Source organism: Candidatus Pelagibacter sp., from assembly GCF_052049675.1.
Taxonomy (GTDB): Bacteria; Pseudomonadota; Alphaproteobacteria; order Pelagibacterales; family Pelagibacteraceae; genus Pelagibacter.
The window spans coordinates 1015440-1039741 of the sequence record NZ_JBNGZM010000001.1; the positions used below are offsets into that span (position 1 = coordinate 1015440).

The following is a 24302-nucleotide window of genomic DNA, read 5'->3' on the forward strand; positions in this document are numbered from 1 at the left end:
TTCTTTCCATTCCGTTCTATCTATCTTGATTTCTATTTTCTTAAATTCAATTTCGACAGTACATTTTTGTAAGAATCCATTTTATTTTTCTTTAGGTATTCTAACAATTTCTTTCTTCTATTTACCGCTCTCAACAATCCAACAGATGAATGTTTATCCTTTTTGAATTGCTTTATATGTTTAGAGAGGGTTTCAATTTTATCTGTTAGCAAAGCAATCTGTATTTCTGAAGATCCGGTATCTTTATCGTGCATTGCTAATTCTTGTGCCTTTTTGTTCATGCCTCTTTCTTCCTATTTATTTGTTTGTTTTATTAAGTTTTCTATTTTTTCCGCATACTCAAAAGATTCATCTTTTCTAAAAAGTAATTTTGGTAAAAATTTCATAACCACTTTTTGTGATAAAATTTTTCTAATTAAAAATGAGTACTCTTTTAGAACAGTAATTGTTTCCTCAGCATTTTTTCCACCTAATGGAAGAACATACGCTTTAGCAATTTTTAAATCGGGACTCATTCTAACCTCAGTAACCGTTATGGTGTTTGTTTCTAAATTTGGCACCTTAGCCTCATTTCTTATAAAAATCATGCTTAAAGACTGCTTAATCATTTCACCTACTCTAAGCTGTCTTTGTGACACTGGTTTTCCTATTCTATCTGCCATTAAATTGACCTCTCAGTAGATGTAACACTAAATGCCTCTATTGTGTCGTTTTTTTGGAAATCCATATAATCTTTAACTGTTATTCCACATTCTTGACCACCACTTACCTGTTTTACCTGGTTTTTTTCTCTAAATATTGTTGAAACTTTTCCCGTATAAATAATTGCACCATCTCTAATAATTCTTATATCTGAAGTACTGTTAATTTCTCCCTCGGTTACTTTTGAACCAGCAACTTTTCCAGCACCTGAAACTTTAAATATTTCCAAAATTTGTGCTGTACCAGTAATTTTTTCTTGAACATCTGGTGCCAATAATCCTGACATTCTTTGTTTGATATAATCTAAAACTTCATAAATAATATTGTATGAGGATATTTTTATTTTCTCATTTTCAGCAAGTTTTTTTGCTTCTTTACTTGGTTTAACATTGAAAGCAAGTAATACTGCATTTGAAGCTTTAGCTAGTGTAACATCTGTCTCTGTCACCATCCCAATGTCTGCTAAAATGATTTTAGGTTTTACTTCATCGTGTTTAATTTGACTAATTGCATTTTTAATTGCTTCCGATGATCCATGTACATCAGATTTAATAATTAAATTTAATTCCTCTGTAGATTGATCTGAAAAGGCTGAGTCTTGAGTTGCAAAAGTTAATGGATTTTTTCCATCTTTACTTTCTTGAGCTCTATTTTCACTTAATGTTTTAGACTCTTTTTCAGTATCCAGAACGATAAAATCATCTCCAGCTTTTGCTGCACCATTTATACCTAAAATTTCAACAGGAGTTGAGGGTAAGGCTTCATTAATATTTTGACCTTTGTCATTAATAATAGCTCTTACTTTTCCCCATTTTAAACCACTTACAAAAAAATCACCTCTCTTAAGTGTTCCAGTTGTAACAATTATATTTGCAACTGGACCCCTACCAACATCAATTTTTGACTCTAAAACTATACCTGTAGCTTTAGATTCATAATCTGTTTTAAGGTCTAAAATCTCTGATTGAAGTATTATTGATTCTACTAATTTATCTAAGTTTTTTTTCGTTTTAGTTGAAATCTCAACCATTAAGGTATCACCAGATAAATCTTCAGCAATTAATTCGTGCTCTAATAACTGATTTTTTATCTTCTTAGGATCTGCCTCTGGTAAATCACATTTATTTATTGCTACAACTATTGGAACATTTGCAGCTTTGGCATGTTTAATAGACTCAACTGTTTGAGGTTTAACTCCATCATCAGCAGCGACTACTAAAACAACCACGTCTGTTAATTTTGATCCTCTTGCTCTCATTTCTGTGAATGCAGCATGACCTGGTGTATCAATAAATGTTAGTTTATTACCCTGACTTTCAATTTGATAAGCTCCGATATGTTGGGTTATTCCACCAAATTCTCCTGAAACCACATTCGCACTTCTTAGCACATCTAGTACTGAGGTCTTACCATGATCAACGTGACCCATGACTGTAACTATCGGTGGTCGATTTTTTAAATTTTCCGTTCTTGAGGCTTTTATTTTTTGAATTATTTCTTCTGCTTTCTCTTCCCTAATTGGGTTGTGACCAAATTCTTTTACTAAGTATTCTGCAGTGTCTGCAGCTAATGTTTGATTTATAGTCACAGTAACACCCATTCCAAATAAATGCTTAATTACATTACTTGATTGTTCAGCCATTCTATTTGCAAGTTCTCTTACTGTGATTGCTTCAGGAATATTAACATCTCTTTTAATCGGTTTAGAATTTTCTTGAGAAATATCTTTTGTAGCATTTTTAATTTCTTTTTGTCTTGCTCTCTTTACTGATGCTAAACTTCTTTGTTTTGCATCAATCTCATCACTTAGTGCTCTTGATACAGTCAACTTTAACTCTCTCTTCTTTGTTCCTGGTTTTAAAGTTTTTCTATCTTTGTTTTCACTATCTCCTTTAAGTCTTTTAGTAGCTCTTTGCTCTGCTAACTTTCTCTTTTCAAAATCGTTTGCAATGGGGGGTGATTTAGGATTAAATGAAGGTTTTAATGGTGCTCCTCTATTAAAAGTTGAGGTTGTTCTTGGCTTATTCGCAGTAGATCTGAATGATCCACCTCTACTCGAGAATTTTCCAGTTTGTTTTTCAATTACTACAGAATTTTTCCCTTGAGATTTAGCAATCTCAATGTTCTTGATTGACCTTTTGGCTGAGCCTGAAATCGTTAATTTTGTTTTTTTCTCCATACCTCATCACTCAATCTTTATAAACAATATTTCTAGCAGACATAATTAGTTCATCAGCTTCATCTTTAGATAAAGCAAAATCTTCCAGATAACCTTGGATTTTCACTCTCTCACCTTTAACTACATCATAACCACCAGTTAATTCATCAGATGCTAAATCTGCAAAATCTTCTAAACTTAAAATTTTTTGTTCACCAAGTGTGACTAACATTCCTGGTGTTAATCCCTTTAAATTAATCAAGGCATCTTCAAGACCTAGTTCTTTAATTCTTTGAGAAATATCCTCTTTGTCTCTTTCATGGAACTCTTTAGCTCTTTCTATTAATGCTTTAGCGGTATCTTCCTCTATACCTTCAATTTTTATCAAATTTTCAGTCGAACTATCTTTTATATCATCGATAGTTGAAAAACCTTCGGCAACAAGTAACTGGCCTAATGTTTCATCTAACTCTAAATTTTTTACAAAATTTTCTGTCTTTTCTTTAAATTCTAATTGTCTTCGCTCAGAATCCTCTGCATCAGTCATTATATTAATCTCATAATTTAAAAGTTTAGTTGCAAGTCTAACGTTTTGACCTCTTCTTCCAATTGCTTTACTTAAATTTTCTTCAGTCAGAATTACATCAAGTTTTTTTCTTTCACTATCAACATTAACTCTTTGTACTTCAGCAGGGGATAATGCATTTGAAACTAAAATAGCAGGGTCCTCTGACCAATTAACTATGTCAATTTTTTCTCCTTGAAGTTCATTTACAACAGCTTGAACTCTTGAGCCTCTCATGCCCACACAAGCACCCACAGGATCTAAAGATGTATCTACCGCTTTCACACATATTTTGGCTCTACTTCCAGGATCTCTTGAAGAAGATTTAATTTCTATTAATCCATCATAAATTTCTGGAACCTCTTGAACAAAAAGTTTTTCCATAAATTTAGGATGAGCTCTAGATAAAAATATTTGTTGACCTCTAGGTTCTCTCCTAACATCATAACAATAAGCTTTTATACGATCACCTGCTTTAATGTTTTCACGTGGTATCAATTCATTTTTTTGAATTATTGCTTCGGTTCTTCCTAGATCCACAATTACATTTCCAAATTCTAATCTCTTTACAATTCCACTTAAAATTGAATCATTCTTATCAATAAAATCATTAAATTGTCTTTCTCTTTCTGCTTCTCTTACATTAAAACTAATTACTTGCTTTGCTGTTTGTGCAGCTATTCTTCCAAAATCAAATGAAGGGAGTGGTTGTAATACTTCATCGCCAATAGACTTATCTTTATTCAATTCATTTAAATTAATTGCATCTTCCAAATTTATCTCTGTATTTGTATTTTCAGGATTTTCAGCAATTATCAATTTTCTAAAAAGCTCAATATCTCCATTGTCTCTGTTAATAGAAACTTTAATTTCATTTTCCTGTCCAAATTTAGATTTTGCAGCTTTAGCAATGCCTGTTTCCATAGAACTTATAATAAGTTCTTTATCAATTGATTTTTCTAAAGCTACAGCCTCAGCAATTCTTAATAATTCAAGTTTGTCAGCTCTTTTATTCAACATAATTTTATGTGTTCCAAAAAAAAATGGGCTAAAGCCCATTTTGTAAAGTTCAATAATGTAAGTGCAATATAGTAAAGTTTTTTTTTAATTCAACTGAAACTATTTAGAAAAAACATTAATTTTATCAGTTATTTCCCATGAAAATGAACCATTTTTTTCAGGTGTCCTACCAAAATGACCATAAGCAGCTGTTTTTTCATAAATTGGTTTATTTAAATTCAACATTTCTCTGATACCTCTGGGGCTCAAATCAAAATTTTCTTTAATCTTTTCTACAACAAATTTATTTTTTTCTATATCGTTATCAAATAAATCAACATAAATAGATAATGGTTTTGATACCCCAATAGCATAAGCTAGCTGAATTAAACATTTTTCAGCAATTTTAGAACCAACAACATTTTTAGCAATATACCTTGCTGCATAAGCTGCTGATCTATCAACTTTAGTAGGATCTTTTCCTGAAAAAGCACCACCGCCATGAGGTGCAGCTCCACCATAAGTATCAACAATAATTTTTCTACCTGTCAAACCACAGTCTCCATCTGGACCACCAATTACAAAATTTCCTGTCGGATTTACATAAAACTCATCCTCATTAAAACCATCAAGAAAATTATTAGGAATAGATTTTAACATGTAAGGTCTTAGTAAATCTCTAACTTGAGATTGATTAACATCTGGTGAATGCTGTGAAGATATAACTACAGATTTTACTTTTGAAGGTTTTCCATCAGCATACTCAAATGTTACCTGACTTTTTGAGTCTGGTTCAATATTTTTTAATTTTCCAGATTTTCTATCTTCAGCCATTAATCTTAAAATTTTGTGAGAATAATGTATCGGTGCTGGCATTAAAACATCAGTTTCATTACATGCGTATCCAAACATAATACCTTGATCTCCAGCTCCTTCATCTTTATTACCAGACGAGTCTACACCCATAGCAATATCAGCTGATTGGGAATGTAAATGACTTTCAACTTTTGTAGCTTCTTTCCAGGTAAATCCTTCTTGGTCATAACCTATATCTTTAATACAGTTTCTTACTTTTTCTATTAATTCATCCTTTATTATTTCTGGTCCTCTTACTTCGCCAGCTAAAACAACTTTATTTGTCGTAGTTAGTGTTTCGCAGGCAACTCTAGAATATGGATCTCCAGAAATAAAACTATCAACAACCATATCTGAAATCCTATCTGACACTTTATCTGGATGACCTTCGGAGACAGACTCACTTGTAAAAAGATAATTTTTTAAATTACTCATTTTTAAGTTTCTTAAATGAAAATATTAAAAAAATATACAACAAAATTATAAATACAAAAATTTTATTTCCAAATTTTGCAAATAAGGTCATCTCTATTTTTCTTAATTCAATTAGATCTATATAGCCAGAATTATTTATATCAACTTTTTGCTCAATAACTCCCATTGGATTAATAATTGCTGATACTCCATTATTTGCAGACCTTAAAACATATTTCCCACTCTCTATCGCTCTAAAAATACTATGAGTTAAATGTTGCTCTGGTCCAATTGATTTACCAAACCAGCCATCTTCTGAAATATTTACAATATAATCAAAATTACTATTTGTGAAAATTTTACCTGAATAAATTATCTCATAACAAATAAGGGGTAATATTTTAACTGACAAATTATTATATTTCAGATTAATTATTTTTCTTTGTTCACCTTTTGAATATGAATGATAGTCGTTAGTAATTGTTTTTAAACCAATACTTTTTAATAAGTTTTCAAAAGGTAAAAATTCACCAAAAGGAACAAGATTAATTTTGTTATATGAATTTATTACATTAAGGTCATAGTCAAAAATAGATAATGAATTAAAAAATTTAATAGTTTTATTTTTATCTTCTTTGCTATTAATCCCAATTGCTAATAAATGATTTTCGTTGAATTTATTTTCAAATAACCATTTGTATTCTTTTAGTTGGCCTTGGGAAATGCCTGGAATAATACCTTCTGGCCAAATAAAAATTGTTTTTTGATTTTTTTGAGGAGAGCTGATTTCAATTAGCTCCTCTATTGCAGTTATTGGATCAATATTATTATAAAATCTATATATGCCTATATTTGAACTTAAAATTCTTACTTTATAATCAAGTTTTTTTACCTGTTGATTATTAAAATTTTCTAAATTTTGTGAACCAAATATATAAAATGACATTGTTGTAATAAGAAATGCAACACAAATACTAATATCTTTTTTATTTTCTCTTAAAATGAATATTGATGGGCTTGTAAATAATGAAATACAGAAGAGATTAAAGCTGTATGTTCCTATAACTGATGTAATGTTTAAAATTTCGATTTGATTAGAGTAACTATAAGCAATTAAATTCCAGGGGAAACCAGTGAGTATTGATCCTCTCACAAATTCTACTATTCCAAATATTAAAGAAAAAAGAAAAAATGAGCTTAAATTATTATTTGGTTTTAAAACGACAAATAGATAAGCAACTAAAGCATAAAACAAGGCTAAAAAACCAGGTATTAATATTATTGTAAAAGGTATTAAAAACTTAAAATTTTGATCAAACGTTAATGATATTGAGATCCAATATAAATTACTTACAAAATAACCAAACCCAAATAACCAACCATAAAGAAAAAATATTCTTTTATTTTTATAAAACTTAATTTTTTTTATTAAAAATATATAGAATAAACTAAAAGTTAAAAAATTTATTAAAACATAATTAAATGGAGGTAAACTTAATGAAGTAAGCACTCCTAATAAAATTAAATAAATTAATTCAATATAAAATTTATTTTTCAATTTAATTTATTTTTGATTGTACGGATTTAAATAATAGATTTTCCTCTTTTAACATTTTGGTATAATCTTTATTTTTTTTATGATCAAAACCTAAAAGATGAAGAAATCCATGTATGAATAATTTAGTAACTTTTTCTTTAAAAAATTTTAAATTTTGTGATCTTGGTTTGTCCAAATAATCATAGCTAATGATAATGTCTCCAAGATAAGTATTTTTTGAAATTTTTATTTTTTTATCTAATGGAAAAGATAATATATCGGTAGATTTATTTTTTTTTCTAAAAACTTTATTTAATTTTTTAATATTCTGATTATTTGAAAGTAATAGTGTTAAGGTTACTTTTTTATTCAAAAATTTATATTTTTTTGGAAAAGCTTTACATATTTTTTTAAAAAAAATGTCCTTATTTTTAAGTCTTTTTGACCAAGCCTTCTCCTCAGAGAAGACATTAATACTAATCATTATTTGAGTATGCTTTGACTATTTTAGAAACAAGTGGATGTCTGACTACATCTGAATGATCAAAATCGACTATGGATATTTCCTTTAAATGCCCTAGTAACTCTTTTGATCGAACTAATCCTGACATGCTTTTATTTGGTAAATCAATTTGAGATGGGTCGCCATTTACAACAATTTTAGAATTTTCTCCAATACGTGTTAAAAACATTTTTATCTGAGTATCCGTAGCATTTTGTGCTTCATCTAAAATTGCAAAGGAATTTTTTAGAGTTCTACCTCTCATAAAAGCTAAAGGTGCAATCTCTATATCTCCAATCTCAATCATTCTTTGTATTTTTTCAAAGTCGAAGAGATCATATAAAGAATCATATAAAGGTCTAAGATAAGGGTCAACTTTTTCCTTCATATCACCAGGTAAAAATCCCAAACGCTCGCCTGCTTCTACAGCTGGTCTTGAAAGAATAATTCTCTCAATCTTTTTTTCTAAAAGCATAGTTAGGCCTACAGCTACTGCCAAGAATGTTTTCCCTGTTCCTGCTGGCCCAGCTGAAATTACAATATCACTCTCCCTCAAGGCTCTCACATAGCTTTTTTGTTTTTCAGATCTAGGAATTATAGATTTTTTAGGAGTTTTAATTATATCTGTAACATTATTATTTTTTACTTTTTCATTAATCATAAAATTATCAACTGATGAAAGTATATCTTTATTCTCTATATTTCCATTATTAATAAACTGATTAGCCAAAAATTGAATAGCATTTTTAATTTTTTCATTTTTTTCAGGAGTTGATTTAATTAAAATTGAATTTCCCCTTGAATATAAGTTGCAATTTGTAATTTTTTCTAATTCTTGTAAATTTTTATTAAATTCCCCAACAACACCCATCAACAAGTTATTGTCATGAAATATAACACTTAAAGAATTATTATCTGAATAAACAAATTTTAAAGACTGATCGATATTTTTTTTAGTTATTCCACTCAAATTCTATGCAACCTTCTGATCCGAATTAGTTATAACTTCACCGAATAAAGTATTTCTATTACTATCTTTAATTCTCACTTGCACTATTTTTCCAATATCATTCTTTTTACCATTAAAAATTACAGATGTCATATACTCAGTTCTTCCAAAAGCTTTGCTCTTATCTTCAGTTAAATTTTCAACCAAAACATCAATAACTTTACTCTCCAATGATTTGTTCATTTGTATTTGATTTTCGAATAAAATAGTCTGGATTTTTTCTAATCTTTCAATAGAAATTTTTTTTTCAATTAAGTCTAAATTTTCAGCTACTGTTCCAGGTCTTGGGCTAAAGATGAAAGAGTAAGAATTAATAAATTTCACCCTTTCAATTAAATTAAGAGTATCTTTAAAATCCAGATATTCTTCACCAGGATAACCGATTATAAAATCACTTGAAAATTCTATTTTTGGATTTATTTCTTTTAATTTATCAAAAGTACTTAAATATTCCTCAATGGTATGTTTTCTATTCATTGAACTTAATATTTTATTAGATCCACTTTGAACAGGTAAATGAACAAGTGGCATTAATTTTTTAGAAGTTTTATATACTTCAATTAAATCCTCAGTCATATCTTTTGGGTGAGATGTTGTATATCTAACTCTTTTTATCTCAGGTAATTTTTCAATATTTAAAATCAAATTTGATAATCTATATCCTTCATTATCATAAGCATTTACATTTTGACCAAGTAAAATTATTTCTTTAGCACCACTATCAGCTAAATATTTTGCTTCATCTAAAATTTGTTTAAATGGTCGAGAATATTCTGGTCCTCGTGTGTATGGTACTACACAAAAATGGCAAAACTTATCGCATCCCTCCTGAATAGTTAAGAAAGATGAAACTTTTCCAGCTTCATTTTTTATTTTACTCAAATATTTAAATTTAGAAACTGCATCAAATTCAGTTTCTTCAATCTTTTTTCTTTTTTTAGTATAATTTAAAATCTTTTCATTAATTTTATGATAGGCTTGGGGACCAATAACTAAATCTATATAAGGTTCTCTTTTTAGCATCTCTTGATTTTCTGCTTGAGCAACGCAACCTGCAATGATTACTAATGGTTTTTTTTTTGATCTAAAAATTTTTTTTACTCTACCTATTTCTGAGTAAACTTTTTCTTTTGCTTTATCTCTAATGTGACATGTATTTAAAAGATAACAATTTGCTTCTTCATATTTTTCTGTTTTTTCATAACCAATTTTTTTAACTGCATCATATATTCTATTAGAGTCATATTCATTCATCTGACATCCAAAAGTTTTAATAAATATTTTTTGATTCATATTTATTGGGATTTTTTCTTAACCCCATATAATTCTAATTTATGGTCCACTAATGTATAACCATATTTCTCAGCAACTTTTTTCTGTAGCTTTTCAATTTCTTCATCTACAAATTCGATAATTTCACCAGTTTTCACATCTATTAAATGATCATGATGACCTTCATTTATTTCTTCATATCTAGCTTTTCCACCTTTAAACTCGTGCTTTGTTAATATTCCTGTCTCTTCAAATAATTTTACTGTTCTATAAACTGTTGCAATACTTATTTTAGGATCAATTTTAGATACTCTATTATAAAGTTCATCTACATCTGGATGGTCAGAAGACTCAGACATTACCTGTGCGATTACTCTTCTTTGATCGGTTAATTTAACCCCTTTCGCTATACATTTTTGCTCTATTGTTTCTGACATAAAATAATTTTAACTTAAATAAATAGGGTTAATCAAATTTTTTTTAATATTAAATTTTTCGCACAAATCAGGGATATTTTCATATTTTATGTCCTTTTCACCTTTAAAATCTTGAATGCTATAACAATAGTAATCAATATTATTAGTTAAATTAAATGCTTTAACTATAGAAAGCGAATTCCGTATTCCTGCAAAGCTTCCAGGCCCTCTATTTAAATAAATTGTATTAATGTCTTTCAAGTTTAATTGATGAGAATTTAAAAAATCATTAGTAATCAAAGTTAATTTTTCATAATTAATTTTAGTATTCTCTTTAGTAATATTATAAATATCATTATTAGTAATGATCATTAAAAAAATTTTTTCACTGGCTACATCAATTATCAGTTTGTTCATAATTATTTTATTTTCTAATATGAGTTCTAAATCAGATGAAAATAATATCAAATACTATTCCAATGATGAAGGAATTCTATCAATAATGTATCATCGTTTTAATGAAAATAAGTACCCTTCGACCAATATTAAAATGGATATATTTGAGAAACATATAAATATTATTAAGAACTCAGATTTTAATTTTCATAATCCAAATAATTTTGATGAACAGTTTAATCAACCAAAACAAAAAAAAGAAATTCTTATAACTATCGATGATGCTTTTGAATCTTTTTATACTGAAGCATGGCCTTATCTAAAAGAAAATAAAATTCCATTTATTTTATTTGTCTCAACTGAGCCAGTAGGAAAAAGAGGTTACATGACTTGGGAGCAAATTAAAGAAGTTGAGAGCAATGATTTTGCATATATAGGACATCATTCTCATACTCATGAATATCTTATAGATGTAAACAATGATGAGTTTATTTTAGATATTGAAACAGCAAATAAAATTTTCCTAAAAAAACTTGGTTATGTGCCTAATTTATTTTCATACCCATTTGGTGAATACTCTAAATTTATGAAAGATTATATATCTAAGAATTTTAAATATGCTTTTGGCCAGCACTCTGGAGTTATTGATTTAAATAAAGATAAATTTGAATTACCTAGATTTCCAATTAATGAAAAATACGGGGAATTAAAAAGATTTAAATCAATAATAAATTATTATCCTCTTGAATATAAAAAAATTCTTCCTGAAGAAAAACAACTATTTGAAAATACAAACCCTCCAAATTTCAAAGTTGAATTTTTTAAAAAGCAAAAAAATTTATCAAATATTAATTGTTACTCTAATGAGGGAGGCGTTTGGGAAAAATCAAAAACAAGCTTTACCAACAACTCTTTAACGATTGAATTTAGAGAACCATTCAAACCAAGAAGAGGTAGAATTAATTGTTCTCTAAATGATAATGGGAAATGGAGATGGTTTGGTGTTCAATTCCCTATAAAAGTAAATGAAAATTAAATTAAACTTTCTAAGTCTTTACTTGAAGGCAACAATCTTGCCTCATCAAAATCTTTTAAATTATTCTGTTCAATAATTTTTTGTAGAACCTCTATATATTGGTTTCCTGTTTCTGCGTATTTATCTAAATGTTTAGACAAAATTAAACTATCTAAAGGTTTATTTTGATTTCTAAGTTCTGTTCTTGCTTTTCTTAAATTTTTATAGGTTGAGTGTGTATTCAAATTTCTCAAATATGCTCTCACAGATAATTGTAAGCTATGAAATTTCATAACCTTATGATCTTTACCCTCATCAGCATTTTTAGGTTTCAATCCTTCTCCAGACCATGTCCACTGACCAAATAATGCATTTCCTTTTAAAGCAAATCTTGAGGTGCCCCACCCAGTTTCCTTAGCAGCTTGAGCTATTGCTAATGAAACTGGTATTTCATCCATTCTTACTTTCAAGGTAGATAAATCATTTTTCCTTACACCATATTGTTTATACTTTTTTTCTAACCATTTTTTTTCAATATCAGTGTTGCTATTTTTATTTAAAATTGTGAATAATCTTTTTCTATCAACTCTAATTTTATTGTTTTCCTTAACTATTAAAGGGAGAACAATTTTTATAAACATATTTTTTCTTTTTTTAGTGTTTCCAATATTTTTAATTTCATTCGGTAGAAGACCAATATCTATTGGTTTTACTAATTTTGTATCCCTTACATCTTTTAAATTATAATTTACCTCTTTAAATAATGAATCGATCTCAGTTGTTGTATATCTGACTAGATTAATTTCAGAATTATTTTCTTCTAAAATATCATATAATAAATCTCTTTCATCAGCATCTGCTGTTGAATCTTCCTCAAATAATTTATCTTTTTTATTTAATGTATTATTTAAAATGTTTTTTGAATTATTGGTAAATTCTTTGTTATTAAAATTTTTATCTGTAAAATTAATAATTATCGGCGCTGCATAAAAGAGTGAAATTACAATAAAAGAACTTAAAAAAAACCGCGAAACTATACTAAAGCTTTTATTTTTTAAAAAACCTGATTTTTTAAATTTTCTCATAATTAATTATTGTATAGCAACAACCTCTTTTACCTCTGGTAAGTAATGACATAAAAGATTTTGAACACCTTGTTTTAAAGTCATAGTTGAACTAGGACAGCCTGAACAACTCCCTTGTAATTGTACCTTAACAATTCCATCCTTAAACTCTTTAAATTTAATATCTCCACCGTCTCTAGCAACAGCAGGTCTTATTTTTTCTTCTAAAATTTTTACAATTTTTGTTTCAATTTCACTCAAATCTAAATCTTCTTCTTTTATGTTTTCATCAATTACGAACTCTTTACCGTCTGCGTAAAAATCATTTATTAAAGAAATTACGATATGTTTTATTTCATCCCACTGAATTTTTTCATTCTTACTTACTGAAATAAAATCTTGACCTAAAAAAATACCCTCAACACCATTTATTGACAAAATATTTCTCACCAATTCATTTTTCATATCCTCTTTATTTGTAATTTCATAAGGACCACTGTTTGAAACTTTCTTCCCAGGAAGAAATTTCAAAGAATTTGGATTTGGTGTTACTTCTGTTTGCACGAACATAAATTATATATAGTGAATATTTTAAAAATTAAAACTTGATAATAGATTTTTATTAAAAACCTACTATTTCCTTAATTCTTTCAATCTTTTTGGATGCAATTAAATTAGCTTTTTCAACTCCATCTAGAAGAATTTTATCTAAATAACTTTTATCTCCTAAAAGTTTTTTTATCTCATTAGAAATAGGTTCAATTTTATTCACAAGTTCCTCAGCTAATTGTTCCTTAAATTCTGAAAAATTTTTACCTGCAAAATTTTTTACTGAGTTTTCTAATGTAGAATTAGTTAAACTTGAATATATTCCTAAAAGATTTTTCGCCTCTAACCTTTCATCAAACTCCTTTATATCTAGTGGCATAGGCAAAGGATCCGTTTTCGCTTTTTTGATTTTGTTTATTATTTGATCCTTATCATCTGTTAAATTTATTCTACTTAAATCTGACAATTCTGATTTACTCATTTTTTTTGAACCATCTTTTAAACTCATTATTCTTGAAAATTCTTTTTGAATTAAAGGTTCAGGAACTTGAAGAAAATTTTCTACTTCAAAATCGTTATTAAATTTTTGAGCTATATCTCTACATAACTCCAAATGTTGCTTTTGATCATCACCTACTGGAACATGTGTAGCATCATATAAAAGAATATCAGCTGCCATTAAAACTGGATAAGAGTAAAGTCCTATGCTGGCTTTCTCTTTATCTTTACCAGCTTTCTCCTTAAATTGAGTCATTCTATTCAACCAACCCATTCTAGCAACACAGCTTAATATCCATGCTCCTTCTGCATGAGCAGCCACACTAGATTGATTAAAAATTATACTTTTTTTTGAGTCTATTCCGCTTGCTATAAAAGTTGCAACAGTTTCTCGGATATTATTTTTTAATTCTTTAGGATCTTGCCTTACTGTAATGGCATGTAGATCAACTACACAAAAAATACATTTATTATCTTTATCATTATTTAAGTCTACAAAGTTTTTTATGGCACCTAAATAATTTCCAAGATGAAGATTGCCTGTAGGCTGAACACCAGAGAATATTTTTTTACCCATAAAATTAATACTTTAATTTAATATCATTCATTTGAAAAGCTTTGATGAAATAACACACAATTAAATAAAACAATAATCCTAATATAACAGATAAAACTAAATAAAAAGATTTAATTGATTGATTAAATGCTAACTCATTTTGGAAAAAATTTAACATAAAATTAAAAAATAAACCCATCATAATTGATGCAAAAATTATTTTAATAAATTTAATAAAAAAAATTTGATTAAAATAAAATAATTTTCGATTTTTTAAAAATAAAAATAACAAAATAGAATTAAACCAAGATGAAATAGATGTGGCTATTGGAATTATTATAAAACCAATTTCACTAAAATAATACAAACTGATAAAGATATTAACCAATACTGAGATCAAGGAAATATAAAATGGAGTTTTGGTATCATGATTTGCAAAGAAAAAACTTGAAAAAACTTTTATCAATGCAAAAGCAGGCAGACCTAAAGCAAAGTAATATAAAGCTAAGCTTGAGTTGCTCACCGAATTTTCATTGAAAGACCCATAGCCAAATAAAGCTGAAATAATTTGTTCTGATCCTATGATTAAAGCGATAGTTGCTGGAAGACTTAAGAACAAACTTAATTCAAGAGCTTTATTTTGTATAAGCAAAATCTTATTTTTTTTTCTAGATTGAATATATTTTGAAAGCTGTGGAAGTATTACAACACCTATAGCAATACCAGCTATAGCTAGGTTAATTTGATAAATTCTATCTGCATAATATAAATAAGAAACTGCACTTGCTTGAAATGATGCAATTATTGTACCTACTAAAATATTAATTTGGGTAACTCCAGAGGAAAAAATACTCGGTAAAAGTTTTTTAAAAAAAAACTTAACTTTATTACTTACTTTTAATTTGTAATTAAATTCAAGCGAGTAATATTTTGATACATATTTATATAAAAATATTAATTGTAAAAAACCAGCAAAAGAAACACCATAGGATAAATAATAAACTAATTGATCACCTAAAGATTTAGAAAAAATCAATACTAAAATTAAAACAATATTTAAAATTATTGGCGCTGCAGCTGCAGCTGCGAATTTATTATGTGAATTTAAGATTGCAGAAAAAAAAGAGGCTAGACAAATAAAAAATAAAAAAGGAAAAGTAATTCTTGTTAAATTAATTGCTACCTCCATTTTTTCTAAATCACCCACAAATCCTGGGGCAATAATTGAAACAAATGCAGGCATGAAAATTTCAATAATTATTGTTAAAAATAACAACCCTAAAAAAAGTAGATTAAAAATATCGTTAGCAAATTTATTTGATTGTTTTTTTCCCTTAGTAATTTCTGATGAATAACTTGGAACAAATGCTGCATTAAAGGTGCCTTCAGCAAACAATCTTCTAAAAGTATTTGGAATTCGAAATGCTACAAAAAAAGCATCAGCCAACATCCCTGTTCCTAGAAAAATTGCTATTAAAATATCTCTTAAATAACCAAGCAATCTACTAATGATAGTATAAAAACCAAATGTACCTGTTGACTTAAGTAAGTTCATAAATCATATTAGTCTTAATTTTACCCCAATTGTACACTTATTGTTATCAGAAATGAAAAAAACAAAAATTGATCATTACACAGATAAAGAGGCTTTAGATTTTCATAAAGACAAAAAACCAGGCAAGATTGAGATTATTTCTTCAAAAAATATGACGACTAAGCGTGATCTCGCTTTAGCTTATTCTCCAGGTGTTGCGGCCCCAGTAAAAAAGATAAGTGAAAATCCAGATGCAGCTTATGATTACACAAGTAAAGGAAACCTTGTTGCTGTAATAAGTAATGGTTCAGCAATATTAGGGATGGGAAATTTAGGTGCTCTTGCATCAAAGCCTGTGATGGAAGGAAAGGCTGTATTATTTAAAAGATTCGCAGATATCGATTCGATTGATTTAGAGATTGATTGTAAAGATTCAGATGAAATCATAAATTCAATTAAAAATTTTGCACCTAGCTTTGGTGGAATAAATTTAGAAGACATAGCGGCCCCAGATTGTTTTATAATAGAACAGAAATTAAAAGAAATTTTAGATATCCCAGTTTTTCATGATGACCAACATGGAACAGCGATTATAACTACTGCAGCATTAATTAATGCCCTAGATATTTGCGGTAAATCAATAAAAAAAATTAAAGTTGTAGTTAATGGTGCTGGAGCCTCAGCACAAGCTTGCACTGAGTTATTTAAAAACTCAGGAGTAAAGTCTGAAAATATAATAATGCTAGACAGAAAGGGCGTTATTTACCAAGGAAGAACTGGAGGAATCGATCAATGGAAATCCAGATATGCAGTTAAAACCAAACATAGAACTTTAAAGGATGCTGTTAAAGGCGCAGATGTTTTTTTAGGATTATCAGCAAAAGGTGTTCTAAAAAAAGAGATGGTTAAATCTATGGCAAAAAATCCAATTATATTTGCTTGTGCTAATCCTGATCCAGAAATTACCCCAGAGGAAATTAGTGAGGTTAGAAATGATGCAATTGTTGCAACAGGGAGATCAGACTACCCTAATCAAGTAAATAATTTAATTGGATTTCCTTATATCTTTAGAGGCGCTTTAGATGTGAGATCTAAAACGATAAATGAAGAAATGAAGGTTGCTGCAGCTAATGCAATAGCTAGGCTTGCAAGAGAAGATGTTCCTGATGAAGTTGTTGCAGCTATGGGTGGAGAAAGACCTCATTATGGAAAAGATTATATTATTCCATCTACATTTGATCCAAGATTAATTAGTGTAATACCAGCGGCTGTAGCAAAAGCAGCTATAGATAGTGGAGCAGCTAGAAAAAATATAGATGATTTTGAAGTTTATAAAGATCAACTAAAACAAAGACTAGACCCAACAGTAACCATCATGCAAGGTATAAATTCATTTATTAAAAAAAATCAGAAAAGAATTGTTTTTGCAGATGGTGAAGATGAAAATACTTTAAAAGCCGCTATAGCATTTAAAAATTCAAAATTAGGTATTCCAATCCTGGTCGGTAAAGAAACTAAAATTAAAGAACAAATTAAAAATATTGGTTATAGTGAGAGTTTTGACATTGAAATTGTGAATTCAAAAGATGAAGAAAAAAGAAAAAGATACGTTAAACATTTATTTGAAAAATTACAAAGAGAGCAAGGATTATTAGAACGAGATTGTGACCGAATGATCAGAAATGATAGAGTTGTTTGGGCTACTAGTATGGTTGCCTGTGGTGATGCTGATGGTGCTGTAACAGGTAATACAAGACGATTTGGTGCTTCACTTGAAAAAATTAAGCAAGTTGTTGATGTAAGAAAAGGTGAAATTATGTTTGGTTTAAACATGATAGTTCATAAAGGTAAAACTATTTTTGTAGGTGATACAAGTGTACATGAATATCCAACCTCTGAACAATTGGCTGAAATTGCTATATCTACAGCAAGAGTAGTAAGACTTTTTGGATTTGACCCTAAAGTTGCTTTTGTATCCCACTCTACATTTGGCCAACCTCTTACTAGTAGAACAAAACATATTCGGAGTGCAGTCGAGATATTAAAAGAGAGAAAAGTAGACTTTGAATTTGATGGAGATATGCAGCCTGATGTTGCTCTTAATCCAGAGTATGAGGAACTTTATCCTTTTGCAAAGATAGTTGGTAAAGCAAATATTTTAATAATGCCCGGACAGCATAGTGCAGCAATTTCATATAAACTTATGAAAACAATTGGAGACACAAAAGTTATTGGACCATTACTAATTGGCCTTGGGCTTCCAATAGAAATTGCACCTTTAAGATCATCAACTTCTGAGATACTTAACCTAGCATCGATTGCTGCTTATTCTTCCCAAGTTATTGATTACAAAAAATAATTACTCTCTTTGAATTCTTAAATCTTCAACAAGTATTATACTTGCAATAACGTCTTCGACATCAAGTATTTCTTTTGCTTCACTTATAACTAAATCTTTTTCCTCTGAAGTTAAAGCAATTCCATAAATATAAATTTTCTTCTTATAGGTATCTATTTGATAATTAGTTGCCTTAATATTTTTATTAACAATTATTGCTGTTCTAAGCTGAGAAGTAATTAAAACATCTTTTGCAGATTGTTTAAAATTAAATTCTTCTTTTATTTTAATATCGTTCCTTACTGATCTAGCACCTTTAGTTTCCCATGCTAATTTAGTAATCATTAATTTTTCTTCTGGGCTATCTACTTTTCCAGTAACAAAAATTCTCCCATCTAAAACTTTGGTTTTTACAGTTAATAGATATTTTTTATCTTTTGCCAAAATCTTTGCGCTTATACTTTTCTGCATGATAGAGTCATCTATTTGAGTACCAACTGTTCTAGGATCTAAAGCAACTGAGACACCGGTTCCAAAAAGACCTTTGGTACCAACTCCAACACATCCTGTTAAAACAAAAATCACTAAAATAAAAATAAGAAATTTATTCTTCATTTTTTAATTCTAAACAATAATTATAAATATCTTTCTTAGGCACGTTAATACTCTGACTTAAAATATTAGTAATTTCTTTGGTAGATAATTTATTAATCATTTTTTTTATTATATTCATATCTGATTCAGTCAATTTTTTAGATATATTTTTATTAATTTTTTTTTCTGAAATAACAACCGTAAGTTCACCTTTTGGTTCTTTATCAAACAATTGTAATTCATCCACATTTTTTCTAATAAATTCTTCATATATTTTTGTTATTTCCCTACAAAAAACTACTTTTCTTCCAGTAAAATTCTTTTTTATTTCAGGTATAATTTTGTTAATTTTTTTAGGAGAAATAAAAAAAACTAAAGAATTTTCATATTCAGAGTATTTTTTTAATTCATTAAATAATTGATTTTTTTTATCAGAAAAAAAACCACAGAACAAAAATTTATCTGAAAAACCACTAACTGAAATAGCTGCAGCAATAGCAGAAGGTCCAGGAATTGGAAAAATTTTTATCTCATTATTAATACACTCATTAACTAAAATTGAACCAGGATCAGAAATACCAGGTGTACCAGCATCAGATATCAAAGAGATTATTTTTCCAGATTTTAAATATTCAATAATTTTTACTAAATTTTTTTTTTCATTAAATTTATGATTTGAAATTAATTTTGATTTTACTTGATACTTTTCTAAAAGATTTTTTGAAACGCGAGTATCTTCACATAAAATATAATGAGATTGCTGTAAAACCTCAATTGCTCTTAACGTTATATCTTTTAGATTTCCTAAGGGAGTTGATACTAAATAAAGACCATTTTCGTATTCTTTTAATTTTAATTGTGGTTTTATGATCATAATTTAGCTCAAAAAATATTATACTAACATCAAAATGGTTAAATTAATTAAAATTATTTATCTTATTCTTTTAAGTTTTCACTTTCTTTTTTTTACAGCTGTTAATGCTCAAGAAAAAATCAAAATAGGATTATTGGTACCTATGACAGGAGAAAATAAGAAGATTGGAGAATCAATCATTAAAGCAGTTGGATTAGCTGTGAAAGACATTGATAACAATTTAATTGAAATATTTCCTAAAGATACAGCAACTAAAGCTAACCAAACTTTAAAATCAGCATTTGAATTAAGTGAAATGGGAATAAAAATTGTTATTGGCCCTGTATTCTATGAAAGTTTAACTTATTTAGATGAAATGAAGGATTTAAAATTTTTATCATTAACAAATAAAACTTTAGATCTTCCTAAAAATGTAATTTCTGCTGGAATTAATTCAACATCACAATTTAACACAATAAAAAAATTTTTAGAAACTAATCAAATACAAAGAACTATTTTTTTAACACCAATTCAAGATTATGAATTTGAAATCAAAAGAGGAATGAAAAATTCAAAAATAAAAATTTATAAAGATTATGAATATAATACAGAGCCTACAAAACTAACGAAACAGATAGAGGAAATTACAAATTATAGAATTAGAAAACAAAATTTGGAAGATGAAATAAAAAGGATAAAAAATTCAAATGATCCTAATAAAGAAAAAAAGATAAAAAGACTTGAAAAAAGATACACGTTGGGTGGTTTAAATTTTGATGCTGTTGTAATTGCAGATTTTGATGAAAGTCTAAAAAGTGTATCTACATCGCTTTTGTATACTGATGTACTTCCTAAAAATAAATATTTTATAACTTTAAATCAATGGTTTGATGAAAGTCTATTAAACGAAACTGATATCCAGCCATTATATTACCCATCAATAAATAAAGGAAATTTTGATAACTACAAAATAAAATACTTCAACGCATTTAATGAAGACCCTACACACTTATCTCTATTGAGTTATGATCTTGTTGGCTTAGTTTATTATTTGTCAATAAACTCAAAAGCAGAAAACCTAAATAAAATTTTTAAAAGAAAAAACTCATTCAAAGGAAAAATAGGAATTTTTGATATTAAAAATAACAAAATAAATCATAGACTTAATTTTTATAAAATTGAGGATCAAAAACTTATAGAAATTTTTTAATTTTTTTAAAAGCTTGATATCTATGGTCCATCTTATATTTTTGAGACGGCTTCATTTCTCCAAAAGTTTTTCTTTTTTTTAAAGGAATAAAAATTGGATCATAGCCAAATCCATTTTTTCCTCTTGGTTTATCTGAAATATGACCCTCAACTTTTCCTAAAACACAAACAATTTTTTTACTTAAATAAGAAATAGAAAGTGCACAAATAAATCTTGCTTTAATTTTTTTATTTTTCCAATTTTTATCCTTTTTATTTAGCTCTCTGTAAACTCTTTTAATAGCTTTATTAAAATCTCCATGCCTTCCTCCCCACCTTGCAGAATAAATTCCAGGACTTTTACCCAAAAAATCTATTTCTAAACCGGAGTCATCCGCCAAGCATGTTAATCCTGTTTTTTTTGAAAAATAATTAGATTTAATTAATGAATTTTCTTTAAACGTCTTACCATTTTCTAATGGACTTTTGAGCTTAAATTCAGATGTAGAGTGTATTTTTACCTTTTTTGGCAATAAACTCTTAATTTCTCTTAATTTGCCCTTGTTATTAGTCCCAATGAGTAGTTTATTTATTTTTTGTTTAGACATCTGGAAATTATTAAAATCCTTACCATATAAATGACTATGGAAAAAGAGGAAAACCAAAATAGCACTTCTGTAAATCAAAACCATGATACAGTAAAAGAAAATGATAAAACTGAAAAAAACTTAGCCGAAGAAAATAAACAAGAAACAGACCAAGAACCGAAGGAAGAAATTAAAGAACCAACTCCAGAGGAAAAGATTGTTGAACTAGAAGATAAATTAGCAAGAACTTTTGCTGAAATGGAGAACCAAAGAAGAAGGTTTGAAAAAGAAAAAGAGGATGCTTTTGAATATGGTGGTTATAGTTTTGCTAAAGAAGCATTAAATTTGATTGATAACTTGGATCGATCAAAACATGTTCTTGAAAGTGACGACAAGTTAAAAGAAACAGAAGCATTGAAAAAAACTCTAGAACATTTAGACATAATTAAAAAAGATCTAATCTCAATATTTGAAAAAAATAATATTAAACCGATAGATAGCATTAACAAAAAACTAGATCCAAACTTTCATCAAGCAATGATGGAAATAGAAGATGATACGAAAGAACCTGGAACAATAATCCAGGAAATTCAAAAAGGATTTACTATAAAAGACAGATTACTAAGACCCTCATTAGTAGGAGTGTCAAAAAAAGTTACAATAAAAGAGGAAAAAACTGAAGAAAATAAGGAAAATTTGGAAAATAAATAATTATGAGATCAACTTGTAGTTTCACATTTAAACCCTATATGTCGAAAGAGAGACATTAATATTATGAGTAAAATTATTGGAATAGACTTAGGAACAACAAATTCATGTGTTGCCATTATGGAAGGAACACAAGCTAAGGTTTTGGAAAATGCTGAAGGAGCAAGAACTACTCCATCTGTAGTAGCATTTACAGATAAAAATGAAAAATTAATTGGACAACCAGCTAAAAGACAAGCTGTTACAAATCCAGAAAATACTATCTTTGCGGTTAAGAGATTAATAGGAAGAAATTTTGATGATCCAACTGTAAAAAAAGATGTGGAAGCTGCACCTTTCAAAATAATTAATTCTGAAAAAGGTGATGCTTGGATAGAAGCTAAAGGAGAAAAATATTCACCTTCTCAAATATCTGCGTTTATTTTACAAAAAATGAAAGAAACAGCAGAAAAATATTTAGGTCAAGCCGTAACAAAAGCTGTGATTACAGTGCCCGCATATTTTAATGATGCACAAAGACAGGCAACAAAAGATGCAGGAAAAATTGCTGGATTAGAGGTTTTAAGAATTATCAATGAACCAACAGCTGCGTCTCTAGCTTATGGTTTAGATAAAAAACAAAATAAAAAAATTGCTGTATATGATTTAGGTGGAGGAACATTTGATGTTTCTATTTTAGAATTAGGTGATGGTGTATTTGAAGTTAAATCAACTAATGGTGATACTTTTTTAGGTGGTGAAGATTTTGATAATGCTGTTGTTGATTATTTGATTTCTGAATTTAAAAAAGATAATGGAATTGACCTTAAATCTGATAAACTTGCTTTACAAAGATTAAAAGAAGCAGCTGAAAAAGCAAAAATAGAATTATCATCTGCTGAACAAACGGATATAAATTTACCTTTTATTACAGCAGATAAAACAGGTCCAAAACATATTAATTTAAAAATGACTAGAGCAAAGCTTGAAGCTTTAGTTGAGGATTTAATTTCTAGAACGATGCCTCCATGCAAGACGGCTCTAAAAGATGCTGGAATAACTGCTAGTGAAATTGATGAAGTGGTTATGGTTGGTGGTATGACTAGAATGCCGAAAGTAATCGAGGAAGTAAAAAATTTTTTTGGTAAAGATCCTAACAAAAGTGTAAACCCAGATGAAGTAGTTGCAATGGGTGCTGCTATACAGGCAGGTGTTTTACAAGGTGATGTTAAAGATGTACTTTTATTAGATGTAACTCCACTATCACTTGGTATCGAAACACTTGGTGGAGTTTCTACAAAACTGATTGATAAGAATACAACAATACCAACTAAAAAAAGTCAGGTGTTTTCAACTGCAGAAGATAATCAGCCAGCTGTATCTATTAGAGTTCTACAGGGTGAAAGAGAAATGGCTGCTGACAATAAAGCTTTAGGAAATTTTGAATTAGTGGGTATTGCACCAGCTCCAAGAGGAGTGCCTCAAATTGAAGTTACATTTGATATTGATGCTAATGGTATCGTAAATGTTTCAGCAAAAGATAAGGGAACCGGTAAAGAGCAGAAAATTCAAATCCAAGCTTCAGGCGGACTAAGTGATGAAGAAATTGAAAAAATGGTTAAAGATGCAGAAGCTAACAAAGAAGCTGATAAAAAGAAAAGAGAGTCGGTTGATGTTAGAAACCAAGCAGATACTTTAATTCACTCTACTGAAAAAAATTTAAAAGAGCATGGATCAAAAATTTCTGATGCAGAGAAAAAAGCAATTGAGGATGCATCGACTGCAGTAAAAGAAGCTTTAAAAGGTGAAGATATTGAGGATATTAAGAAAAAAACTGAAACTTTAGTTCAAGCTTCAATGAAACTTGGTGAAGCAATCTATAAATCACAACAAAGTGCAAAACCTGATTCTGGAAAAGATGATGGTGGAGATGATACAGGCAAAAAAGACGAGAATGTTGTCGATGCTGATTTCGAAGAAGTAAAAGACGAGAATAAAGAAAAAAGCGCTTAAA

General features: G+C 28.4%; 23 protein-coding genes. 5 read left to right on the plus strand and 18 right to left on the minus strand.

Features of this window, described 5'->3' with window-relative positions:
* Positions 1 to 32: 32 nt before the first annotated feature.
* The 11 genes from rpsO to ACTT9L_RS05565 form a co-directional block, all read right to left on the minus strand.
* The gene (gene rpsO / locus ACTT9L_RS05515) at positions 33 to 281 is read right to left on the minus strand and encodes a 30S ribosomal protein S15 (protein WP_440928314.1); all 249 of its coding nucleotides are present in this window, start codon (positions 279 to 281) and stop codon (positions 33 to 35) included.
* 12 nt (positions 282 to 293) lie between these two features.
* Positions 294 to 662 (minus strand): 30S ribosome-binding factor RbfA, encoded by a 369-nt coding sequence (gene rbfA, locus ACTT9L_RS05520; RefSeq protein ID WP_440928315.1) that lies wholly within the window; start codon positions 660 to 662, stop codon positions 294 to 296.
* On the minus strand, positions 662 to 2881 hold the full coding sequence (gene infB / locus ACTT9L_RS05525; protein ID WP_440928316.1) for a translation initiation factor IF-2: 2220 nt from the start codon (positions 2879 to 2881) through the stop codon (positions 662 to 664). The genes rbfA and infB overlap by 1 nt, the downstream gene beginning before the upstream one ends.
* A gap of 10 nt (positions 2882 to 2891) precedes the next feature.
* Positions 2892 to 4445, minus strand: a complete 1554-nt coding sequence (nusA, locus tag ACTT9L_RS05530; protein WP_440928317.1) for a transcription termination factor NusA — start codon at positions 4443 to 4445, stop codon at positions 2892 to 2894.
* Between the two features lie 99 nt (positions 4446 to 4544).
* Entirely contained in the window at positions 4545 to 5714 is a 1170-nt protein-coding gene (gene metK, locus ACTT9L_RS05535) for a methionine adenosyltransferase (protein ID WP_440928318.1), read from the minus strand.
* Positions 5707 to 7251, minus strand: coding sequence for an apolipoprotein N-acyltransferase (gene lnt, locus ACTT9L_RS05540; RefSeq protein ID WP_440928319.1), 1545 nt, complete (start codon positions 7249 to 7251; stop codon positions 5707 to 5709). Before lnt ends, metK begins: the two co-directional genes overlap by 8 nt.
* Before the next feature lies 1 nt (position 7252).
* On the minus strand, positions 7253 to 7714 hold the full coding sequence (ybeY, locus tag ACTT9L_RS05545) for an rRNA maturation RNase YbeY (RefSeq protein WP_440928320.1): 462 nt from the start codon (positions 7712 to 7714) through the stop codon (positions 7253 to 7255).
* On the minus strand, positions 7707 to 8702 hold the full coding sequence (locus ACTT9L_RS05550) for a PhoH family protein (RefSeq protein WP_440928321.1): 996 nt from the start codon (positions 8700 to 8702) through the stop codon (positions 7707 to 7709). Before ACTT9L_RS05550 ends, ybeY begins: the two co-directional genes overlap by 8 nt.
* A 3-nt stretch (positions 8703 to 8705) precedes the next feature.
* Positions 8706 to 10034 carry a tRNA (N6-isopentenyl adenosine(37)-C2)-methylthiotransferase MiaB gene (miaB, locus tag ACTT9L_RS05555; RefSeq protein WP_440928322.1) on the minus strand — a complete coding sequence of 443 codons (1329 nt, stop codon included), beginning with the start codon at positions 10032 to 10034 and terminating at the stop codon, positions 8706 to 8708.
* A 2-nt stretch (positions 10035 to 10036) separates the two neighbouring features.
* On the minus strand, positions 10037 to 10450 hold the full coding sequence (locus ACTT9L_RS05560) for a Fur family transcriptional regulator (RefSeq protein ID WP_440928323.1): 414 nt from the start codon (positions 10448 to 10450) through the stop codon (positions 10037 to 10039).
* Positions 10451 to 10459: 9 nt separating this feature from the next.
* Positions 10460 to 10846 carry a peptidase M22 gene (locus ACTT9L_RS05565; RefSeq protein WP_440928324.1) on the minus strand — a complete coding sequence of 129 codons (387 nt, stop codon included), beginning with the start codon at positions 10844 to 10846 and terminating at the stop codon, positions 10460 to 10462.
* Between the two features lie 19 nt (positions 10847 to 10865).
* Here ACTT9L_RS05565 and ACTT9L_RS05570 point away from each other — a divergent pair, with 19 nt between their 5' ends.
* Positions 10866 to 11861, plus strand: coding sequence for a polysaccharide deacetylase family protein (locus ACTT9L_RS05570; protein WP_440928325.1), 996 nt, complete (start codon positions 10866 to 10868; stop codon positions 11859 to 11861).
* Here the strand turns inward: ACTT9L_RS05570 and ACTT9L_RS05575 are convergent.
* The 4 genes from ACTT9L_RS05575 to murJ are packed head-to-tail and all read right to left on the minus strand — an operon-like array spanning position 11858 to position 16062.
* Positions 11858 to 12925: a glucosaminidase domain-containing protein gene (locus ACTT9L_RS05575; protein WP_440928326.1), complete on the minus strand. Its 1068-nt coding sequence runs from the start codon at positions 12923 to 12925 to the stop codon at positions 11858 to 11860. The genes ACTT9L_RS05570 and ACTT9L_RS05575 overlap by 4 nt on opposite strands.
* A 6-nt stretch (positions 12926 to 12931) precedes the next feature.
* Positions 12932 to 13474: a NifU family protein gene (locus ACTT9L_RS05580; RefSeq protein ID WP_440928327.1), complete on the minus strand. Its 543-nt coding sequence runs from the start codon at positions 13472 to 13474 to the stop codon at positions 12932 to 12934.
* A gap of 52 nt (positions 13475 to 13526) precedes the next feature.
* The gene (gene trpS / locus ACTT9L_RS05585; protein WP_440928328.1) at positions 13527 to 14528 is read right to left on the minus strand and encodes a tryptophan--tRNA ligase; all 1002 of its coding nucleotides are present in this window, start codon (positions 14526 to 14528) and stop codon (positions 13527 to 13529) included.
* A 4-nt stretch (positions 14529 to 14532) separates the two neighbouring features.
* The gene (murJ, locus tag ACTT9L_RS05590) at positions 14533 to 16062 is read right to left on the minus strand and encodes a murein biosynthesis integral membrane protein MurJ (protein WP_440928329.1); all 1530 of its coding nucleotides are present in this window, start codon (positions 16060 to 16062) and stop codon (positions 14533 to 14535) included.
* 52 nt (positions 16063 to 16114) lie between these two features.
* Between murJ and ACTT9L_RS05595 the strand changes: the two genes are divergently transcribed.
* Positions 16115 to 18400, plus strand: a complete 2286-nt coding sequence (locus tag ACTT9L_RS05595; RefSeq protein WP_440928330.1) for an NADP-dependent malic enzyme — start codon at positions 16115 to 16117, stop codon at positions 18398 to 18400.
* Here the strand turns inward: ACTT9L_RS05595 and ACTT9L_RS05600 are convergent, their stop codons facing one another.
* Both ACTT9L_RS05600 and rsmI read right to left on the minus strand, forming a co-directional pair.
* Positions 18401 to 18994, minus strand: a complete 594-nt coding sequence (locus ACTT9L_RS05600; protein WP_440928331.1) for a BON domain-containing protein — start codon at positions 18992 to 18994, stop codon at positions 18401 to 18403.
* Positions 18984 to 19847 (minus strand): 16S rRNA (cytidine(1402)-2'-O)-methyltransferase, encoded by an 864-nt coding sequence (gene rsmI, locus ACTT9L_RS05605; protein WP_440928332.1) that lies wholly within the window; start codon positions 19845 to 19847, stop codon positions 18984 to 18986. The genes ACTT9L_RS05600 and rsmI overlap by 11 nt, the downstream gene beginning before the upstream one ends.
* Before the next feature lie 34 nt (positions 19848 to 19881).
* On the opposite strand from rsmI, the gene ACTT9L_RS05610 reads away from it, so the two are divergent.
* Positions 19882 to 21036 carry an ABC transporter substrate-binding protein gene (locus ACTT9L_RS05610; RefSeq protein WP_440928333.1) on the plus strand — a complete coding sequence of 385 codons (1155 nt, stop codon included), beginning with the start codon at positions 19882 to 19884 and terminating at the stop codon, positions 21034 to 21036.
* Here ACTT9L_RS05610 and rdgB read toward each other — a convergent pair.
* Positions 21020 to 21622: an RdgB/HAM1 family non-canonical purine NTP pyrophosphatase gene (gene rdgB, locus ACTT9L_RS05615; RefSeq protein ID WP_440928334.1), complete on the minus strand. Its 603-nt coding sequence runs from the start codon at positions 21620 to 21622 to the stop codon at positions 21020 to 21022. The genes ACTT9L_RS05610 and rdgB overlap by 17 nt on opposite strands.
* Before the next feature lie 36 nt (positions 21623 to 21658).
* Between rdgB and ACTT9L_RS05620 the strand changes: the two genes are divergently transcribed.
* Together ACTT9L_RS05620 and dnaK are read left to right on the plus strand one after the other, a co-directional pair.
* Complete coding sequence (locus tag ACTT9L_RS05620; protein ID WP_440928335.1) at positions 21659 to 22312, plus strand: nucleotide exchange factor GrpE; 654 nt, start codon at positions 21659 to 21661, stop codon at positions 22310 to 22312.
* A gap of 63 nt (positions 22313 to 22375) precedes the next feature.
* Positions 22376 to 24301, plus strand: a complete 1926-nt coding sequence (gene dnaK, locus ACTT9L_RS05625) for a molecular chaperone DnaK (RefSeq protein WP_440928336.1) — start codon at positions 22376 to 22378, stop codon at positions 24299 to 24301.
* Position 24302: the final 1 nt, after the last annotated feature.

What these genes read in the sequence shown, in the direction of transcription:
- rpsO (WP_440928314.1), bottom strand. Translation starts at nt 281, where the DNA reads ATGAACAAAAAGGCACAAGAATTAGCAATGCACGATAAAGATACCGGA.
- rbfA (WP_440928315.1), bottom strand. Translation starts at nt 662, where the DNA reads ATGGCAGATAGAATAGGAAAACCAGTGTCACAAAGACAGCTTAGAGTA.
- infB (WP_440928316.1), bottom strand. Translation starts at nt 2,881, where the DNA reads ATGGAGAAAAAAACAAAATTAACGATTTCAGGCTCAGCCAAAAGGTCA.
- nusA (WP_440928317.1), bottom strand. Translation starts at nt 4,445, where the DNA reads ATGTTGAATAAAAGAGCTGACAAACTTGAATTATTAAGAATTGCTGAG.
- metK (WP_440928318.1), bottom strand. Translation starts at nt 5,714, where the DNA reads ATGAGTAATTTAAAAAATTATCTTTTTACAAGTGAGTCTGTCTCCGAA.
- ybeY (WP_440928320.1), bottom strand. Translation starts at nt 7,714, where the DNA reads ATGATTAGTATTAATGTCTTCTCTGAGGAGAAGGCTTGGTCAAAAAGA.
- miaB (WP_440928322.1), bottom strand. Translation starts at nt 10,034, where the DNA reads ATGAATCAAAAAATATTTATTAAAACTTTTGGATGTCAGATGAATGAA.
- ACTT9L_RS05560 (WP_440928323.1), bottom strand. Translation starts at nt 10,450, where the DNA reads ATGTCAGAAACAATAGAGCAAAAATGTATAGCGAAAGGGGTTAAATTA.
- ACTT9L_RS05565 (WP_440928324.1), bottom strand. Translation starts at nt 10,846, where the DNA reads ATGAACAAACTGATAATTGATGTAGCCAGTGAAAAAATTTTTTTAATG.
- ACTT9L_RS05570 (WP_440928325.1), top strand. Translation starts at nt 10,866, where the DNA reads ATGAGTTCTAAATCAGATGAAAATAATATCAAATACTATTCCAATGAT.
- ACTT9L_RS05575 (WP_440928326.1), bottom strand. Translation starts at nt 12,925, where the DNA reads ATGAGAAAATTTAAAAAATCAGGTTTTTTAAAAAATAAAAGCTTTAGT.
- ACTT9L_RS05580 (WP_440928327.1), bottom strand. Translation starts at nt 13,474, where the DNA reads ATGTTCGTGCAAACAGAAGTAACACCAAATCCAAATTCTTTGAAATTT.
- trpS (WP_440928328.1), bottom strand. Translation starts at nt 14,528, where the DNA reads ATGGGTAAAAAAATATTCTCTGGTGTTCAGCCTACAGGCAATCTTCAT.
- murJ (WP_440928329.1), bottom strand. Translation starts at nt 16,062, where the DNA reads ATGAACTTACTTAAGTCAACAGGTACATTTGGTTTTTATACTATCATT.
- ACTT9L_RS05595 (WP_440928330.1), top strand. Translation starts at nt 16,115, where the DNA reads ATGAAAAAAACAAAAATTGATCATTACACAGATAAAGAGGCTTTAGAT.
- ACTT9L_RS05600 (WP_440928331.1), bottom strand. Translation starts at nt 18,994, where the DNA reads ATGAAGAATAAATTTCTTATTTTTATTTTAGTGATTTTTGTTTTAACA.
- rsmI (WP_440928332.1), bottom strand. Translation starts at nt 19,847, where the DNA reads ATGATCATAAAACCACAATTAAAATTAAAAGAATACGAAAATGGTCTT.
- ACTT9L_RS05610 (WP_440928333.1), top strand. Translation starts at nt 19,882, where the DNA reads ATGGTTAAATTAATTAAAATTATTTATCTTATTCTTTTAAGTTTTCAC.
- rdgB (WP_440928334.1), bottom strand. Translation starts at nt 21,622, where the DNA reads ATGTCTAAACAAAAAATAAATAAACTACTCATTGGGACTAATAACAAG.
- ACTT9L_RS05620 (WP_440928335.1), top strand. Translation starts at nt 21,659, where the DNA reads ATGGAAAAAGAGGAAAACCAAAATAGCACTTCTGTAAATCAAAACCAT.
- dnaK (WP_440928336.1), top strand. Translation starts at nt 22,376, where the DNA reads ATGAGTAAAATTATTGGAATAGACTTAGGAACAACAAATTCATGTGTT.